At 73.3% G+C, this 16613-nt stretch carries 16 protein-coding genes and 1 pseudogene; 6 read left to right on the top strand and 11 right to left on the bottom strand.

Annotation, left to right across the window (positions count from 1 at the left end; genetic code table 11):
• Positions 1-332: 332 nt before the first annotated feature.
• From ACIRD3_RS04640 to ACIRD3_RS04630, 3 genes and pseudogenes are all read left to right on the top strand, one after another.
• Positions 333-920 (top strand): annotated as a pseudogene (locus tag ACIRD3_RS04640) (CopD family protein); the annotation flags it as partial.
• A 71-nt stretch (positions 921-991) separates the two neighbouring features.
• Positions 992-1237, top strand: coding sequence for a hypothetical protein (locus ACIRD3_RS04635; RefSeq protein ID WP_402211963.1), 246 nt, complete (start codon positions 992-994; stop codon positions 1235-1237).
• 99 nt (positions 1238-1336) lie between these two features.
• On the top strand, positions 1337-1720 hold the full coding sequence (locus tag ACIRD3_RS04630) for a hypothetical protein (RefSeq protein WP_402211545.1): 384 nt from the start codon (positions 1337-1339) through the stop codon (positions 1718-1720).
• A gap of 45 nt (positions 1721-1765) precedes the next feature.
• On the opposite strand, the gene ACIRD3_RS04625 is transcribed toward ACIRD3_RS04630, so the two are convergent.
• From ACIRD3_RS04625 to ACIRD3_RS04605, 5 genes are all read right to left on the bottom strand, one after another.
• Positions 1766-2947, bottom strand: a complete 1182-nt coding sequence (locus ACIRD3_RS04625; RefSeq protein WP_402211543.1) for an ABC transporter ATP-binding protein — start codon at positions 2945-2947, stop codon at positions 1766-1768.
• A 48-nt stretch (positions 2948-2995) separates the two neighbouring features.
• Positions 2996-3829 (bottom strand): carbohydrate ABC transporter permease, encoded by an 834-nt coding sequence (locus ACIRD3_RS04620; protein WP_402211541.1) that lies wholly within the window; start codon positions 3827-3829, stop codon positions 2996-2998.
• Complete coding sequence (locus ACIRD3_RS04615; RefSeq protein WP_402211538.1) at positions 3826-4758, bottom strand: carbohydrate ABC transporter permease; 933 nt, start codon at positions 4756-4758, stop codon at positions 3826-3828. The genes ACIRD3_RS04620 and ACIRD3_RS04615 overlap by 4 nt, the downstream gene beginning before the upstream one ends.
• Positions 4755-6032 carry an ABC transporter substrate-binding protein gene (locus tag ACIRD3_RS04610; protein WP_402211536.1) on the bottom strand — a complete coding sequence of 426 codons (1278 nt, stop codon included), beginning with the start codon at positions 6030-6032 and terminating at the stop codon, positions 4755-4757. The genes ACIRD3_RS04615 and ACIRD3_RS04610 overlap by 4 nt, the downstream gene beginning before the upstream one ends.
• Before the next feature lie 164 nt (positions 6033-6196).
• Entirely contained in the window at positions 6197-6712 is a 516-nt protein-coding gene (locus tag ACIRD3_RS04605) for a hypothetical protein (RefSeq protein WP_402211533.1), read from the bottom strand.
• A gap of 169 nt (positions 6713-6881) precedes the next feature.
• Between ACIRD3_RS04605 and gltX the strand changes: the two genes are divergently transcribed.
• Both gltX and ACIRD3_RS04595 read left to right on the top strand, forming a co-directional pair.
• Positions 6882-8252: a glutamate--tRNA ligase gene (gltX, locus tag ACIRD3_RS04600; RefSeq protein ID WP_402211951.1), complete on the top strand. Its 1371-nt coding sequence runs from the start codon at positions 6882-6884 to the stop codon at positions 8250-8252.
• Between the two features lie 273 nt (positions 8253-8525).
• The gene (locus tag ACIRD3_RS04595; RefSeq protein WP_402211530.1) at positions 8526-8927 is read left to right on the top strand and encodes a hypothetical protein; all 402 of its coding nucleotides are present in this window, start codon (positions 8526-8528) and stop codon (positions 8925-8927) included.
• A gap of 81 nt (positions 8928-9008) precedes the next feature.
• Here ACIRD3_RS04595 and ACIRD3_RS04590 read toward each other — a convergent pair whose 3' ends face one another.
• The 6 genes from ACIRD3_RS04590 to ACIRD3_RS04565 form a co-directional block, all read right to left on the bottom strand.
• Positions 9009-9677 carry a cytochrome b/b6 domain-containing protein gene (locus ACIRD3_RS04590; RefSeq protein WP_402211527.1) on the bottom strand — a complete coding sequence of 223 codons (669 nt, stop codon included), beginning with the start codon at positions 9675-9677 and terminating at the stop codon, positions 9009-9011.
• 100 nt (positions 9678-9777) lie between these two features.
• Positions 9778-10491, bottom strand: a complete 714-nt coding sequence (locus ACIRD3_RS04585) for a molybdopterin-dependent oxidoreductase (RefSeq protein WP_402211524.1) — start codon at positions 10489-10491, stop codon at positions 9778-9780.
• Between the two features lie 96 nt (positions 10492-10587).
• A complete protein-coding gene (locus ACIRD3_RS04580) occupies positions 10588-11331 on the bottom strand; it encodes a YitT family protein (RefSeq protein WP_402211521.1) in 744 nt (247 codons plus the stop codon).
• A gap of 88 nt (positions 11332-11419) precedes the next feature.
• On the bottom strand, positions 11420-12745 hold the full coding sequence (locus tag ACIRD3_RS04575; protein ID WP_402211519.1) for a pyridoxal phosphate-dependent aminotransferase: 1326 nt from the start codon (positions 12743-12745) through the stop codon (positions 11420-11422).
• On the bottom strand, positions 12742-13503 hold the full coding sequence (locus ACIRD3_RS04570; protein ID WP_402211516.1) for an iron-containing redox enzyme family protein: 762 nt from the start codon (positions 13501-13503) through the stop codon (positions 12742-12744). The genes ACIRD3_RS04575 and ACIRD3_RS04570 overlap by 4 nt, the downstream gene beginning before the upstream one ends.
• Positions 13504-14040: 537 nt before the next feature.
• Complete coding sequence (locus ACIRD3_RS04565) at positions 14041-14739, bottom strand: lysophospholipid acyltransferase family protein (RefSeq protein ID WP_402211513.1); 699 nt, start codon at positions 14737-14739, stop codon at positions 14041-14043.
• A 313-nt stretch (positions 14740-15052) separates the two neighbouring features.
• Here ACIRD3_RS04565 and ACIRD3_RS04560 point away from each other — a divergent pair, with 313 nt between their 5' ends.
• Positions 15053-16597, top strand: a complete 1545-nt coding sequence (locus ACIRD3_RS04560; RefSeq protein WP_402211510.1) for an MFS transporter — start codon at positions 15053-15055, stop codon at positions 16595-16597.
• The last annotated feature ends 16 nt before the right edge of the window (positions 16598-16613 follow it).

Genomic DNA, 16613 nt, shown 5'->3' with positions numbered 1-16613 from the left:
CGGGCCGGCCGGGCGCGGGCGCTCAGCGGGGAGCACCCGCGCCGCGTTCCGCTACGCGGCGCCGCTGACGCCCGGGGCCACGAAGCGGCGGTGCAGCGGGCGGAACTCCACCCGGGGCTCACCGGTGATGCCGGCCTTCTCGATCGCGGGCGCCAGCCGTTCGGCGAAGAACGTCTCGAAGGCCTGCTGGGACTCCCAGCGACCCGAGAACGACCGCGGACGCCGCGGTCCTGCGATCCAGATCGGCCACCCACCTCGTCTGGGCGGGCGTGGTCCTGCTGCTCGCCGGCTACTTCCAGCTCGCCGCCCGGGTCGCCCGCGCCGGCAAGGGCATGCCCTTCGGTGACGCCCTGGCGCCCGGCCGGATCCTGGACTTCCTGCGGGCCCCCGCCGCCAAGGGCGCCTGGATCGCCCAGGGCACCGTCTACCTCGTCCAGAACCTCGTGCTCCTCGCCACGGCCGCCGCGCTGATCGCGCTGTCCGCCCCGGCCGCCCGCCGCCACGCCGACCGCGTCGTCCTCTCCGCGCTGCCGGCGGCCCTCGCGGTCACCCTGATCGCCGCCGTCCCCACCACCGCCCCCGCCGACCTCGACCGCTGGCTCGACCTCGCCCTCGACCAGGCCCACATCGTCTCCGGCACCGTCTGGCTCGGCGGCCTCGCCCTGCTGGTCTCCCTGGCCGGCACCCGCGGCCGCCTCGGCGACGGTGCCGGGCTGCTCTGGGCCGACGTCTGGCGCCGCTTCAGCCTCGTCGCCATGGTCTGCGTGGGCGCCGTCCTGGTGTCCGGTCTCTGGCTCAGCTGGAAGCACGTCGGCGCGCTCTCCCAGCTGTGGACCACCGGCTACGGCCTCGCCCTGCTGGTCAAGGTCACCCTGGTCCTCGGCCTGGTCGCCGCCGGCGCCGTCAACCAGTTCTGGCTGATGCCCCCCGGGCCCGACGCGCCGACGACACCTCCTCCCTCCTCCACCTCACGCTGCGCCACTTCCCGAAGGTGGTCTGGGGCGAGGTCGTCCTCGGGGTCGCCGTCCTCGCGGTGGTGCCGTTCCTCGCCGGGTCCGCCCGCACCGAGGCCGGCAGCGCCAAGGCCGTCTCCTCCGGCAGCGTCCTCGCCGCCGGCGCCGCGCTGGTCCTCGCCCTGGCCGTCTCGCTGTACGCCACGGCCAAGGCCTCCGAGGCGCTGTCCCGCCGCCCCGCGGCCGCCCCGCCGGCCGCGCCGGCCCCGGCGGCGAGCGTCTGACGCCACCCGCCCGTCCGCCCCGGATGCATCCGGCCGTGCGGGGTGGTCGACTCGACAGGACGGGAAGTCTCGGGGACCGTCACGGAGAGGAGCCGACCGATGCCGAAGGTGTCCAAAGAGTCCGCGACCAAGGTCCAGGAGTTCGGTCCGGTGACCGACCGCCGCGAGGAGATGAACGGCTACACCGTCGAATTCGTCTCCTTCGCGGCCGACGCCGACCTGGACGGGCCGCTGCAGTCGCTGCCCGACGGGAGGTGCCAGTGCCCGCACTGGGGCTACGTCATCGCCGGGCGCATGCGCTTCGTGTTCGCCGACCACGAGGAGGTGTACGAGGCAGGCGACGCGTACTACCAGCCGCCGGGCCACCGGCCGTACGTCGACGCCGGGACGGAGCTGCTGCAGTTCAGCCCCACCGACGAGCTCGCCCGCACCGAGCAGGCCATCGCCGACTGGATGGGCCGCCAACAGGGCGGCACGCCGTAGGCCCCCGGCCCGGCCCCCACGCGGGGGCCGGGCCGATTCCCGTCATCAGGCCGGGCGCTCCGGGTGGGTCAGGTTGGCGCCGTCGCGGGGGTCGAAGACGTGGATCCGGGCGGTGTCGACCCACAGCTCCAGCGGGCCGCCCTCGGTGGCGCGGGTCGCGGTGCTGAGCCGCGCGACCACGCGGTGCTCCTGCATGCCGGTGTCGGCCCGGCCCGAGTCGGCGGCCAGTTCGGCGAGCTCCTCGGTGGCCGCGGGCCCGCCCTCCTCGGCGAAGTGGACGTACACGTCCGAGCCGACCGACTCCCGGACCTCGACGGTCACGGTGACGGTGACTCCGCCGGAGTGCTCGACCAGGGCCGCGTCCTCGAAGTCCTCGGGCCGGATGCCGACGATCAGCTCGCGCGGCGCGTCCGCGCGCTCCAGGGCGCGCCGGGTCCGGTCGTCCAGCGGCAGGTCGCCCAGCGAGGTGCGCAGCGCGTTCTGCTCCAGCGTGGCGCCGAGGAAGTTCATCCCGGGCGAGCCGATGAACCCGGCGACGAAGAGGTTGACCGGCTCGTCGTAGAGCTGCTGCGGCGAGCCGACCTGCTGGACGACCCCGGCCCGCATGACGACCACCCGGTCGCCGAGGGTCATGGCCTCCACCTGGTCGTGGGTGACGTAGACGGTGGTGGTGCCGAGGCGGCGCTGCAGGGCGGCGATCTGGGTGCGCATCTGGACCCGGAGCTTGGCGTCCAGGTTGGACAGCGGCTCGTCCATCAGGAAGGCCTTGGGGTCGCGGACGATCGCCCGCCCCATCGCGACCCGTTGGCGCTGCCCGCCGGAGAGGTTGGCGGGCTTGCGGTCGAGGTGCTGCGTGAGGTCCAGGATGCGGGCGGCCTCCTCGACCTTGGCGGCGATGGTCGCCTTGTCGGTCTTGGCCAGGCGCAGCGCGAAGCCCATGTTGTCGCGCACGCTCATGTGCGGGTACAGGGCGTAGCTCTGGAAGACCATCGCGATGTCGCGGTCCTTGGGCGCGCGGTCGTTGACCACCTCCCCGGCGATCCGCAGGGTGCCCTCGGTGATGTCCTCCAGCCCGGCGATCATGTTGAGCGTGGTGGACTTGCCGCAGCCGGAGGGGCCCACCAGGATCACGAACTCGCCGTCGGCGATGGTGAGGTTGACGTCGCGGACGGCGAGGGCGCCGTCGGGGTAGCGCTTGGTGATGCCGTCGAGGACGATCTCGGCCACGGTCCGCCTTCCTGGTCCGCCGGGTGCGGCGGGCTCGTCGTGTGGGTCTCAGCCCTTGACTGCGCCGGCGGTGAGCCCGGCGACGATGCGGCGTTGGAACAGCAGCACGAAGACCACGATCGGGATCGTGATGATCACGGCGGCCGCCGCGATCGAGCCGGTCGGCTGCTCGAACTGGGAGCTCCCGGTGAAGAAGGCGATCGCGGCCGGTACGGTCCGGGCCGAGGTGGTGGAGGTCAGCGAGATCGCGAACAGGAAGTCGTTCCAGCAGAAGATGAAGACCAGGATGCCGGTGGTGAACACGCCGGGTGCCGCCAGCGGCGCGATGACCAGCCGGAACGCCTGCCAGGGGGTGGCGCCGTCGACCTTGGCCGCCTTCTCCAGGTCCCAGGGGATCTCGCGGAAGAACGCGGAGAGCGTGTAGATCGCCAGCGGCAGCGAGAAGGTCATGTACGGGATGATCAGCCCGGCCCAGGTGTCGAAGAGGCCGAGCACCCGCTCGATGTTGAACAGGGGGGAGACCAGCGAGATCGGCGGGAACATCGCGATCAGCAGGGACACCCCGATCAGCAGCCGCTTGCCGGGGAAGCGCAGCCGGGCCACCGCGTAGGCCGCCATGGTGCCGAGCACCACGGCGACGGTGGTGGCGATCACCGCGATCCCGATCGAGTTGACCAGCGCGCGGGTGAACTCCGAGGTCTCGAAGATGCCGCGGTAGTTCGCCCAGGTCCACTTGCGCGGCACGAAGTCGCCGTCGGAGAGGGTGGCCGGGTCCTTGAAGGAGAGCGCCACGATCCACCACACCGGGAAGAGCGCGTAGAGGACGACCACCAGGTTGGCGATGCCCCAGCCGGTCAGGGCCCGGGTGTGACGGGTGCTCATCGGCGCTCCGGTTCGGCGGCGGGCGTCGCCGCGCCGAACAGTTTGACGAAGACCAGCGCGATGAGGGCAACGCAGACGAAGATCAGGACCGAGATCGCCGACCCGATGCCCAGGTTGAGCGCGGTGAACAGGTTGTCGTAGCCGAGGATCGAGACCGAGCCGGTGTCGTTGGAGCCGCCGGTCAGCACGTAGATGTTGTCGAAGATCCGGAAGGCGTCCAGGGTGCGGAAGAGCAGGGCGACCAGGATCGCCGGCTTCATCAGCGGCAGGATCACGAGGCGCAGCCGCTGGCCGAAGCTCGCGCCGTCGACCATGGCGGCCCGGACGGTCTCGTCGGGCACCAGCGCGAGGCCGGCGAGCAGCAGCAGGGCCATGAACGGGGTGGTCTTCCAGACCTCCGCGAGGATGATCAGTCCGATGGCGGGCCACTGTTCGGTCAGCGGGGCGCTGCCCTCCGGCAGCAGGGCGGCCAGGTACCCGGTGCCGGGTGTCCAGGCGTACTGCCAGGAGTAGGCGGCGACGACGGTCACGATCCCGTACGGCACCAGGACGGCGGTGCGGACGGTGCCGCGGCCGAAGACGGCCCGGTGCATCACCAGGGCGAGCGCCAGGCCGAGGACCAGCTCGACGGCGACGGACACCGCGGTGATCAGCACGGTGACGCCGAGCGCCTGCCACCAGAACGGCGAGGTCAGCACGGCACCGTAGTTGGCGAGCCCGACCCAGTGCGCCTGCTCGGGGAAGCGCAGGTCGTAGCGCTGCAGCGAGAGGTAGACGGCGTAGCCGATCGGGTAGGCGGTGACGGCGAGCATCACGATGACCGCGGGGGCGCAGAGCAGCAGGCCGAGCCGGCGTTCCTGTCGGGCCCCGCGGGAGGGCCCGACGGGCGGCCGGACGGCCGCCGCGGGGGCTCCGGTCGGTGGTGTCACGGGATCAGTCCCTTCGAGCCGAGGGCGTCCTGGATCTGCCCGCGGAGGTCGGCCACGTCCTTCTCCGGGTTGATGCCGGCGGGTGGGGAGAGGGTGTGCGAGACGGCGATGGACACGTTCTGGTAGGCCGGGGTCTGCGGCCGGATGCTCGCGGAGTCGAGGGCGGCCAGCACGTCGGCGGCGAAGGGGTAGCTCCGGGTCAGTTCGCCCGCCTGGTAGAGGCTGCGCAGCGAGGGCGGGAGGCCGCCCTTGAGCGCGTTGGTGAGCTGGTTGTCCCGGTCGCGCAGGCACAGGGTGGCCTCGAAGGCGAGATCGGCGTGCCGGCTGTAGGCGCCGACCGCGAGGTCGATCCCGCCGATGGTGACGCTGGCGGGGCGGTCGGGGGTCACCGCCGGGTACGGGGCCCAGCGGAAGTGCGGGAACAGCTCCGGCTGGTTGGCCTTCATCGAGGGGTAGACGAAGGGGTAGTTGAGCTCGAAGGCGGCCGTGCCGGACTCCATGGCGAGCCGGTTCTGGTCCTCCATCTGGTTCGACAGCGAGGGGTCGGCGGCCGCGGAGGTCGCCAGGTCGTGCATCACCGTGGCGGCGGCGACGGCGGGCGCGCCGAGCGAGGGGGCCTGGGCGTCGGGGGTGAGGATCGAGCCTCCGGCGCTGGTGACCAGGGTGTTGAACCACACGGTCAGTCCCTCGTACTGGGCGCCCTGGATCTCCACCAGGTGCGGTTTGCCGGCCCGGGCGAGCTCCTCGGCCTGGGCCAGCATCTCCGCCCAGGTCCTGGGCGGTGTCTGCACCAAGTCATCGCGGTACCAGAGCAGTTGGGTGTTGGAGTTGTACGGCACGGCGTACAGCCGGTCGTGCCAGGTCGCGGTCTTCACCGCCGCGTCGAGGGTGTCGGCGGTGCCCCGGTCGCGCAGTTCCCCGGTCCACTCCCGGATCCAGCCGGCCTCGGCGAACTCGGCGGGCCAGGTGACGTCCAGGCCCAGGATGTCGACGTCGGTGTCGTGCGCCGCCATCCGCCGTACCAGTTGCTGGCGTTGGCCGTCCGCCCCGCGCGGCAGCTTGTTGTAGCGGATCCGGTAGCGCCCGCCGGACTGCTGTCCGCAGCGGTCGGCGGCCTGCTGGAGCGCGCCCGAATCGTCCGGGAAGTTGTACCAGTTGAGCGTGACGGGGCCGCTCTGCCCGCCGCTCCCGCAGCCCGCCAGGGCGGACGCGACCACGGCCAGCCCGGCGGCGGCACTCGCCCACCGCGAGCGGAGACTGGGGACCCTCGGCATCGTTCTCCCGTGGTGGGGCGGACCGGTCCGGCCGACCCTAGGGCGCCGCCCCGCCCGGCACCGGTGCGCCGCGCCGTGGACCAGCCGGACGGGCGAACCGGACGGCGCACCGTGGACATGGCGGGGTCGGCCGGCGGGAGCGGCCGGCGGGGAGCGGCGGAGCGTCAGGGGCGGGCGGCGCGGCCGGTTGCGGTCGCCCGGTCGAGGTGCCGGGCGAGTTCGGGCAGGTGCCGGGCCGGATCGTCGGTGTGCGGGATGGTCCGGGGCAGAGCGCGGGCGATCGCGCCGACGGTGGCCAGGGCGTACGCCTCGCCGTCGGTCAGGCCGTCCTGGAGGGCGATCAGCCCGTCCAACCGCTCGGTGAGGTAGTCGGGCACGCCGCCGGTCTCGGCATCGGTGGGGTCGAGGTCCCGGCCGCAGGCGAGCAGGGCGACGGCGAACTCGGCCAGCCGCGGGCTGCTCGTTCGGGCGGCCAGCTCGCACACCCAGGCGACGGCCCGGCTCGCCGCGCCGGCCGCCTCGAGCAGCGCGGCGGCGAGCGCCGCGCCCTGCGGGTCCTCGGTGGTGCGCTCGGCCTCGGCGGCCAGCCGGTCCGCGGCGGCGGCCCGCCGGGCGGCGAGGAGCACGGTCTCCGCGTCGGGGTGCTGGAAGGGTGTCCGGAACTGGCTGTCGTCGGTCATGCCCTGCCCAACGGGCACTCGGCCGTCCGGGTCACGGACCACACCTCGACCGCGCCGATCCGGGGCGCCGCGACAATGGCGCTCGGCTCCCCTCGGTTGTCGCTACCCTTCGTCCATGACTCAGCCGTCCCGTCCCGTCCGCGTCCGCTTCGCCCCCAGCCCCACCGGCATGTTCCACGTCGGTGGCGCGCGCTCGGCGCTGTACAACTGGGCGACGGCGCGACAGCAGGGCGGCACCTTCGTGCTGCGGATCGAGGACACCGACGCCGCCCGCAACAAGCCCGAATGGACCGAGGGCATCATCAGCGCCCTCGCCTCGATCGGCATCCACGAGGGCGACCCCGGCTTCGAGGGCCCGTACTTCCAGTCCGCCGGCGCCGAGCGGCACCGCGCCGCCGCCGAGAAGCTGTTCGCCGCCGGCCGCGCCTACTACTGCGACTGCAGCCGCGAGCAGCTGGCCGAGCGCACCGGCTCCGCCCAGCTCGGGTACGACGGGCACTGCCGGGAGCGGGGCCTCGGCTTCGAGCCGGGGCGCGCGCTGCGCTTCCGCACGCCCGACGAGGGCGCGACCGTCGTGGTCGACCTGATCCGCGGGGAGCCCGCGTTCCCCAACGCGGCCATCGAGGACTTCGTGATCGCCCGGGGCGACGGCAGCCCGGTGTTCCTGCTCGCCAACGTGGCCGACGACCTGGAGCAGGGCATCACCGAGGTCATCCGCGGCGAGGAGCACCTGTCGAACACCCCCAAGCAGCAGCTGCTGTGGGAGGCGCTCGGTGCCACTCCCCCGGTGTGGGCGCACCTGCCGGTGATCGTGAACGAGAAGCGGCAGAAGCTGTCCAAGCGCCGGGACAAGGTGGCGCTGGAGGACTACCTGGCGGAGGGCTACCTGCCCGAGGCGGTGGTCAACTACCTGATGCTGCTGGGCTGGGGGCCCAAGGACGACGTGGAGATCCGCCCGTACGCCGAGCTGGAGCGGCTCTTCCGGGTCGCGGACGTGAACGCGGCCTCGGCGTTCTTCGACGTGGCGAAGCTGCGCGCCTTCAACGGCGAGTACCTCCGGGCGATGGCGGTCGCGGACTTCACCGCGGCGTGCCGCCCGTGGCTGACCGGCCCCCGAGTGCCCTGGGCGGCCGAGGACTTCGACCCGGAGGCGTTCGCCGCGCTCGCGCCGCTGGCGCAGTCCCGGATCGCGGTGCTCGGCGAGATCGTCGAGCAGGTGGACTTCCTGTTCCTGCCCGAGCCGGTCCGGGACGACGCCTCCTGGGCGAAGGCCATGAAGGACCGGGAGGGCGCGACGGCGCTGCTGCGCACGGCCCGGGAGCGGCTGGCCGCGGCGGCGGGCTGGGAGACCGGTGCGCTGCGCGCGGTGCTGGAGGCGGTGGCGGCCGAGCACGGGCTGAAGCTGGGCCGGGCGCAGGCGCCGGTGCGGGTGGCGGTGACCGGCCGGACGGTGGGCCTGCCGCTGTTCGAGTCGCTGGAGGTGCTGGGCCGCGAGCGGACGCTGGCCCGGCTGGACGCCGCGGTGGCGCGGCTCGTCTGACGGTCCGCTCGAAGCGCCGCCGGCCGTGTCCCGGAGTCCGGGGCACGGGCGGCTCGGCGCGGCCGGCTCGGGTGCGGCCGGCTCGGGTGCGGCCGGGAGCGCATCGACACCTGAACGGGCCTTCTCCCGTCCTGCGATTGACCCGACCGGCCGTCGGAGGCCCGACCGACACGCCACGGGCGGCGGACCATCGCCCGCCGCCCCCGGGAGCCGCACCTACTGTCGCTTGCGCCCGAACCGGGACGCTCACTGACAGAAGCGGAGAAACCACCCATGAACCGTTGCCTCGCCCGGACGCTGGTCCTGCTCGCCGCCGCCGGTCTCGCGGCCGTACCGACCGCCGCGAGCGCCGAGGCCGTCTCCGGCGGCAACCACGGGACGGTCATCATCGGCGACGACAACCAGGTCGCCGGCTACGACATCATCAACGCCGGCCACGACGCCACCGTCGGCTCCCACAACGGCGCGAGCGGGGCCGCCGGGGTGGCCGGCTCCGCCATGGACGCCGCCCAGGCCACCGGCGGCAACTACGGCACCGTGATCATCGGCGACCGCAACCAGGTCGCCGGGGACGACATCGTCAACGCGCTCGGCGACGCCACCGTCGGCTCCTACAACGGCACCTCCGGGATGGCGGCGACGATGACGGCGGCGCTGAGGCCGATCACCGGCTGAGGCCACCACGGCACGGAAGGAGGGCCCGCCCGGCGCACGTGGGGCGGGCCCTGACGGTGCCCAGCGGTGCGTGCCGGCCACTCAGGTGCGGGTCGGCCGGACCGGCTGGTCCGGCTCGTTCCGTCCGTGGGTGTCCGGGGTCTGCCACTGCGGGTGCTCGCGCTCGGCCCAGGACTGCTCCACCAGTCCGGTGCGCATCCCGCGCCGGGACTCCGGATCCCGCCAGGCCATCCGGACGTGGCCGAGGACCACGACCGCGATGGCCCCGGCCAGCCAGTCGTGCACGAAGGTGGCGCCGGTCCGCCAGGAGGGCGGGGCGAGGTGGGTGAGCCACATCAGCAGGCCGGTGCCGATGATCACCAGCATCGTGCCGAGCGTCCACTGCGCGTACAGCTTCTGGCCCGCGTTGAACTTGCCGGCCGGCCGGTCCCAGGAGCGGCGCCGGACGGCCCGCAGCCAGGCCCAGTCCGCCGCGGTGAACCGGCTGAGCCGGGTGGCGTCGGCCCGGAACGCGCGGGAGGCGAGGCCGAGCAGCAGCGGGACGGGCAGGGCCAGGCCGCACCACACGTGCACGGTGACGACCAGCGGACGGTTGCCGACCAGGGTGGCGAGCGGCGCCAGGTAGAGGCAGGCGGCCGTGGAGAGGCAGACGCCCATCAGCACGGCGGTGGTGCGGTGCACCCAGCGCTCGGCCCGGGTGAAGCGGAGGACCAGATCGGCTCGGGTCTCGTCCGTGGCAGTCCCGTCCATGGCGGTCCCGTCCGTCGTGGTCCCGTCCGTCGTGGTCCCGTCCGTCGTGGTCCCGTCCGTCGTGGTCTCCTCCGTGGTGGTCGGTTCGGGTCGGGTCGGTTCAGCTCGTCGGTTCATCGGACCGCCCGTTCGACCGGCCGACCCAGGCGTCGACGTCATAACCGTTCTGCTCCCAGTAGCCCGGCTCCACCGCGCCGGTGACGGTGATGCCCGAGAGCCACTTCGCGGACTTGTAGAAGTACATCGGCGCGACGTACAGCCGCACCGGCCCGCCGTGGTCGTGCGAGATCGGGTTGTCCTGCATCCGCAGCGCCACCAGCACGTCGTCGCGGCGCGCCTGCTCCAGGGTGAGGCTCTCGGTGTACTCGCCGTCGAAGCAGTCGAAGCGCACGGCCTTCGCCCCGGCCTTCACCCCGGCGGCGTCCAGCAGGTGCGACAGCGGCACGCCCTCGAAGGGGGTGTGCGGCACCCGCCAGCCGGTGACGCACTGGACGTCCTTGACCAGCCGGCGCTGCGGCATCGCCCGCAGATCGGCCAGCCGGTGCGCGGCGGGGCGCTCCACCATTCCGCCCACGGTGAGCGTGTAGTCCGCGTCGTCCCGCCGGGGGACGGAGGTCACCACCGAGTAGTAGCGGAAGCCGTTGTTGCCGGGCAGCAGCCCGCTGAGCCCGCTCGGGTCCCGCTCGGCCAGCGCCGACTCGGCGCGCTGCAGGTACGGGCCGATCGCGACGCCGGCCGCGCCGAGCCCGAGCAGTCCGAGGACGACCCGTCGGCCCACCGGGCTGCCCTCGGGATGGTGCTTTTCTCTGGTCACGCCCCCGATTCGACCAGGCCGGGGCCCGTCCCGGCCAGGGGCGGAGGCGATCCGTCAGCATTTCGTCATGAACTCCCCGGACCGGGGGCGATTGCTTCACGAACGCCGCGCGGCCGCGTCCGGGCGACGGTCCGGGCGGAGGTCCGGGCGGTAGGTGAACCAGGGCAGGAAGAACTGGGTGACGGGGCCGACCAGCAGCGCGTACAGGACGGTGCCGACGCCCACGCTGCCGTCGAGCAGCCAGCCGGCCCCGAGGACGGTGAGCTCGATCAGGGTGCGGACCAGGCGGATGGAGCGCCCGGTCGTCTCCGCGAGGCCGGTCATCAGGCCGTCCCGGGGGCCCGGGCCGAAGCGGGCGCCGACGTAGACGGCGACGGACAGGCCGTTGAGCAGGATGCAGAGGGCGACCAGCCCGATCCTGACCCCGAGCCCCAGGTGCTCGGGGACGAGTAAGAGGCCCAGGTCGGAGGCGGAACCGACCACGACGATGTTGGCCACGGTGCCCAGGGTGGGCTTCTGCCGCAGCGGGATCCACAGCAGCAGGACCAGGGCGCCGAGGGCGGCGCTGATCATGCCGAAGCTCAACGGCGTGTGGTAGTGCAGCCCTTCGTACAGGACGCTCCACGGGTTGACGCCCAGCGAGGTGCGGACCATCAGTGCCAGGCTGAAGCCGAACAGGGCCAGGCCGAGGAGCAGCCGGGACAGCCGGAGGAGGGGGCGCTCGGCCAGCGGCAGGTATCCGAGGGCCCTCGGTGGCGGGCCCGGGCCGGTGGCCGGCTCGGGCGGGTGCCGCTGCGGACGGTGCGGGAGGCGGTGCACGTGGTGGCCGCTGGTTTCCAAGGCGGGTCGCCTCCCGGCGCTCGTCGGTTCACTCGTCGGGGTCCACGCGCGGGGATGCACGCGTGGGCTTCACTCGGGATGACTTGCGTCAGGGGTCCGGCCGGTCCAGCCGGTCCAGGGCGGCGCGGATCCTCCGGGCGGCCTCGCTCAGGATCGTCCCCGTGCGGCCGCAGTTGATCCGGACGAGGTGGTCCAGCGGGTGCCCGTCCGTGAAGTGGGAGCCGCAGAGGGTGGCGACACCCGCCTCGGCCAGCAGGAACGCGTCGGCGGTGGCGTGGCCCCGCCTCCGGTAGGCGTCGGCGAAGGCCGAGAAGTCCGCGAACAGGAAGTAGCCGCCCTGCGGGACGTCGATGTGCAGCGACGGGACGGTGCGCAGCTCGTCCAGGACGGCTTCGAGGTTGGCGCGCGCCGCGCGGGCCCGGGCGACGGGCACCTCGTCCAGGTCCGGGCTCAGCGCGACGTGGGTGGCGAACTGGCCGTAGGTGGAGGCGAAGGAGGTGAGGTTGACCTGGGCCCGGGCGGCGGCGTCCACCAGGTCCGGCGGACCGCAGAGGTAGCCGATCCGGTCGCCGTGCATGCCGTAGGTCTTGCCCGGCCCGGTGACGTGCACCGTCCACGGCCGGACCGGGACGGGGGTGCCGTCGGGCCGCCGGGCCTCGATCGCGGCGAAGGTCGCCGCCCGGGGACCGGGGACGTGCGCCTCGTACGGAGTGTCGAAGAGCACATGGACCGGGCTCCTGCCGTCGGCCTCGCGCCGGGTGTTGTGCCGGGCGAGGACCTCGGCCAGCGCGGTCAGCTCCGCGGTCGAGTAGACCTTGCCGGTGGGGTTGATGCAGTCGCCCAGGATGACGATCTTGGTGTTCGGGCCGAGCGCCTCCGCCAGGGCGGGCGCGGTCAACCCGCCGGCGCCGGTGGTCAGGACGGTGCGCGGGCTGCCGCCGTGCAGCCGCACCATGTCGGCGTAGTGCGGCCAGTTCGGCACCGGGATGACCACCTCGTCCCCGGGGTTCAGCAGGGCGTGGAAGACCACCGAGATGGCGCCCTTGACGCCGCCGGGGGTGACCAGCACCTCGGTGGCCGGATCGTAGGCGATGCCGTGCAGCCGCCGCGTCCGCGCGGCGATGGACTCCCGGAGGAACGGGAAGCCCCGGACGGGCGCGAAGGCGTGCGCGAGGTGGGGGCTGGTGCGGATGAACTCCACCAGCCCGTCGTCGATCCGGGTGTCGGTGGGGGTGTCCAGCGCGCCGATGCTGAGGTCGATGGCCTGCTGCTCGGCCGGGCGGGCCCGGTTGAGCTCCGCGAGCATCGCCGCCGTCCCGTGGGTGACCGAGTCCGGGAGGCTCAGGACGGCATCGGCGATGCCCCGGTCCTTCCGGGCGGCGCCGCTCTCCGGGGCTGTCCGTCGGGCCGTCACCGCGCCACCGCGGCCTTGGACATCGCCGTCCACATGGCCAGTTGGACGTCCAGGGTCTGCTGGGCACCGTAGGCGACCTCGGCGAGCTCGGCCTCGGTGCGGCAGTTGTTCAGCACGCACTGCCGCGCGTCGGCGGCGTGGCGTTCCTCGACGCCCTGGTCGCCGACGTGGACGTTGAAGTAGACCTCGACCGTGTCGACGAACTCCTCCTCCGGCAGGTGCTTGCGGGCGTTGCGGAAGGCCGCGCGGCAGGTCTGCAGCATCGGGTCGGCGTGGGACTCCAGGGCCATCGCCACGCCCAGCATCCGGTGGTAGTTGCCCACCAGGAGCTCCAGGGTGCGGTCGCGGTAGGCGACGGTCGCGGGGATGACCAGGTCGCTGTCGCGCGACTCCCGCACGGTCAGCGGCGGCAGGCCGAACTCGACGCTCCCGTAGTGGTTGTGGGCGTTCTCCATCAGCACCTCGTGGCAGTGCTCGGCCCGCCCGTCGCCGGTCTCCTCGTTGAGGATGTGCGAGAACAGCACGAGCGTGTGGCGGTCGTCGCGGGCCGCCGCCTGGGCGCAGACGTGGGCGATGCCCTTGACGGTGCCCTCGGTGCGGTGGAAGAAGTTGGCGCGGTGGACGTCGTAGGCCGACCCGGTCCACGGGTCGTCCCGCAGCATCCGGAAGTAGTCGTTGCCGTAGACGCGGTGTTTGCCCAAGTCGTCCATCAGCTCGGCGACCTGGTCCTGCAGTCCGGTGTTGACGGTGCCTGTCATGTCACTGCTCCCGTGTGGGCAGGATGGACCCGACCGGCGGGGCGGGCCGGCGGTCCGGCGGACAGGGTGGGCCCGGCGGGCGCGGTGGATCCGGCGGGCGTGGTGGGCGCGGTGGATCCGGCGGTCCTGGGTGGATTCGATGACCGGCACTGGGACGGCCGGTTCGAACGAGTCGCTTCCCGCCGGCGGCCGGACGGACGCCGGCCCCGCGGTTCTGCCACTGCGGTGCCCCGTGGCGTGGCAGTTCGCTCACGACCATCATGCGCAGAGATTGCTTGACGAGGGCAGGTCATTTCTGGCCGCCTACCCCGACCACGCCACCGTCCCGGCATCCGGGGGTCCTGAGATCCGCCCGCCCGGCCGTACGCTTCCAGCTCGCACGGGAGGCGGACGGGAGCGCCACCGGCCCGCCGGAGCCACCCCGGACCGTGTTAACCCTGGTTCACCCGGCGGCTCCTGGTGCACCGGGGCACCGGCGGAGACCGGTCGGCACCGCGGACGAACGGCCGATTCCGGCCCTCGGGGGCCACAGGGGTGTCAGCCGCGCCGACCGGGCCCCGAGGTCCCGAGGTGCAGAGCACCGCGGCGCCCGTGGCCGTCCAGCCGCTGCTGCGCGGTGCGCCAGGCCTCGGTGACGGCGCGTCGGGCGGCGGCCGTCGCCCCGGCGATGTCGCCCTCGGGGTGGAACGGCGCACCGAGGTGGACGTGCAGGGCGGGACGCCGCAGCGGGGCGGTGGCGAATCCGGCGAGCTGCTTGACGGCGCCGCCCGAGCTCAGCCGACGGGCGCCGCACTGGCCGAGCGGCACCACCGGGGCGCCACTCACCACCGCCAGCCGGGCCAGGCCGGTCCGGAAGGCACCCGGCTCCGCGTCGCGCGGGTCCCGGCGCTTGGGCAGGCCGCCCTCGCCGTAGATCAGCACGACCCGGCCGGCCGCGAGCGCAGCCGCGGCCTCGTCGAGCGCCGCGGCTGCGTGGGCCTTCCCCCGGTGGACCGGGATGTGCCCGCCGGCCCGCAGCACCCCGCCGAGCACGGGCACCCGCCACAGCCCGGCGGTCGCCATCACCACCGGCTCGGTGCCCACCCGGCGCAGCGCGGCCAGCACCACACCCGGGTCGGCGAGCGAGCTGTGGTTGGCCGCGACGATGCTGCCCGGCGCGACCGGCCCGGCCACCTCGGAGGTGACGGCCAGGCGGCCGAGGGCGGGGATCAGCGTGCTGGCGATCCGGCTGAGCATGAGGTGGTTCCTTCGTGGCCTGCGGCGGAGTGGGCGCCCCCATCCTCGCGGAGCGCGGACGCCGGCCGCCTGAGTAGCCGTACTCAGTCCGGAGCGGGATTCCTCCCGGATCCGGACTGAGGCCGACCCGGGGCCCCGGCCACCCTCCGGCCCCTCGTCCTGAGCGTCCGGGCCGCCGCCGCGGGGTGTCCGGAAATCACCGCTTGTCCGTAATGAACGGTTGTGTTCCCTATCTCCCGGGACTACTGTCGGTGGAGGTGAACGAATCCGTCTCCCTCCCGTCGTTCGCTCCCGAGCCATTGGGGAACCTGCCATGGCCACCTCGCGTGCCCTGGCCACGGCTCCGCCCGCGACCGCACGTCGGGGCCAGCACCCAGGGATAGCCCTCACCGTCATCGCGGCCACGCAGCTCATGGTCGTCCTCGACATCACGATCGTGAACATCGCGCTGCCGCACATCCAGTCGGCGCTGAGGTTCAACACCACCGACCTGTCCTGGGTGATCAACGCCTACACCCTGACCTTCGGCGGGCTGCTGCTGCTCGGCGGCCGGGCCGGCGACATCCTCGGCCGACGCCGGGTGTTCATCGTCGGCGTCCTGGTCTTCAGCCTGGCCTCGCTGCTCGCCGGCGTCGCCCAGTCCTCCGCCTGGCTGCTGGCCGCGCGGGCGCTGCAGGGCCTCGGCGGCGCGATCGCCTCGCCGACCGCGCTCGCGCTGATCGCCACCAACTTCAAGGAGGGCCCGGAGCGCAACAGGGCCTTCGGCGTGTTCTCCGCCGTCGCGGGCGCGGGCGGCGCGATCGGACTGCTGCTCGGCGGCATGCTGACGTCCTGGCTGTCCTGGCGCTGGGTGTTCTTCGTCAATGTGCCGATCGGCATCGCGATCGCCCTGCTGGCGCCGCTCTACATCAACGAGTCCGAACGGCACCCCGGACGCTTCGACCTCACCGGCGCGTTCACCGCCACCACCGGCATGGTCTCGCTGGTGTACGGCTTCATCCGCGCCTCCGAGCACGGCTGGACGGACTCCGTGACGCTCACCGCCTTCAGCCTCGCCGTCGTCCTGCTCGCCGCATTCCTGGTCAACGAGCGGCGGGTGCCCCAGCCGATCACCCCGCTGCACCTGTTCCGCGACCGCAACCGCTCCGGCGCGTACGGGCTGATGCTCTGCGTGGCCGCGGCGATGTTCAGCATCTTCTTCTTCATCACCCTGTTCGTGCAGGAGATCCTGGGGTTCAGCCCGCTGCGGGCCGGCATCGCCTTCCTGCCGATCAGCGTGGCCATCATCGCCGCCGCCCAGTTCGCCGCCCGCAACCAACTGCGCTACGGGCCGAAGCCGTTCCTGGTCACCGGCTCCGTCCTGGTGCTCGCCGGAGTCGCCTGGGCGAGTCAGATCGACATCGACACCAGCTACGTCGGCGGCATCCTGGGCCCGACCCTGCTCTTCGGCTTCGGCATGGGCTCGATCTTCGTCCCGGTGATGCTCACCGCCGTCTCCAAGGTCGCCCCGCACGAGACCGGCGCCGCCACCGGCATGCTCAACACCACCCAGCAGGTCGGCGGCTCGCTCGGCCTGTCGATCATGGTCACGGTCTACGGCACCGCCAGCCGCAACGAGGCGCGCCAACAGGTCGGGAAGTTCCTGGAGCAGGCCACGCCGGAGCAGGCGCTCCGGTTCAAGGCGACCGGCAAACTGCCCGCCCCCTACTCCTCCGAGGTACTGGTCCACGGCATCGCCAGCGCCTTCCAGCTGGGCCTGGTCTTCGCCGCCCTGGCGGTGGTGATCGCCACGCTCGTGATCAAGGTCCGCCGACCGCCCGCGCCGACGGGCGCCAGTCCTACGGGGGGCGGTGCTTGACAGCGCGTCAGGGTGG

Origin of the sequence: Kitasatospora sp. NPDC093550 (assembly GCF_044764985.1) — a bacterium.
Lineage (GTDB): Bacteria > Actinomycetota > Actinomycetes > Streptomycetales > Streptomycetaceae > Kitasatospora.
The sequence above is the reverse complement of the archived record's forward strand: the minus strand, read 5'-3'. Positions and strand labels throughout refer to the sequence as shown.

Coding starts and splice junctions, on each gene's coding strand:
- ACIRD3_RS04630 (WP_402211545.1), top strand. CDS start 1,337: ATGCCGAAGGTGTCCAAAGAGTCCGCGACCAAGGTCCAGGAGTTCGGT.
- ACIRD3_RS04620 (WP_402211541.1), bottom strand. CDS start 3,829: ATGAGCACCCGTCACACCCGGGCCCTGACCGGCTGGGGCATCGCCAAC.
- ACIRD3_RS04610 (WP_402211536.1), bottom strand. CDS start 6,032: ATGCCGAGGGTCCCCAGTCTCCGCTCGCGGTGGGCGAGTGCCGCCGCC.
- ACIRD3_RS04605 (WP_402211533.1), bottom strand. CDS start 6,712: ATGACCGACGACAGCCAGTTCCGGACACCCTTCCAGCACCCCGACGCG.
- gltX (WP_402211951.1), top strand. CDS start 6,882: ATGTTCCACGTCGGTGGCGCGCGCTCGGCGCTGTACAACTGGGCGACG.
- ACIRD3_RS04595 (WP_402211530.1), top strand. CDS start 8,526: ATGAACCGTTGCCTCGCCCGGACGCTGGTCCTGCTCGCCGCCGCCGGT.
- ACIRD3_RS04590 (WP_402211527.1), bottom strand. CDS start 9,677: ATGGACGGGACTGCCACGGACGAGACCCGAGCCGATCTGGTCCTCCGC.
- ACIRD3_RS04570 (WP_402211516.1), bottom strand. CDS start 13,503: ATGACAGGCACCGTCAACACCGGACTGCAGGACCAGGTCGCCGAGCTG.
- ACIRD3_RS04565 (WP_402211513.1), bottom strand. CDS start 14,739: ATGCTCAGCCGGATCGCCAGCACGCTGATCCCCGCCCTCGGCCGCCTG.
- ACIRD3_RS04560 (WP_402211510.1), top strand. CDS start 15,053: ATGGCCACCTCGCGTGCCCTGGCCACGGCTCCGCCCGCGACCGCACGT.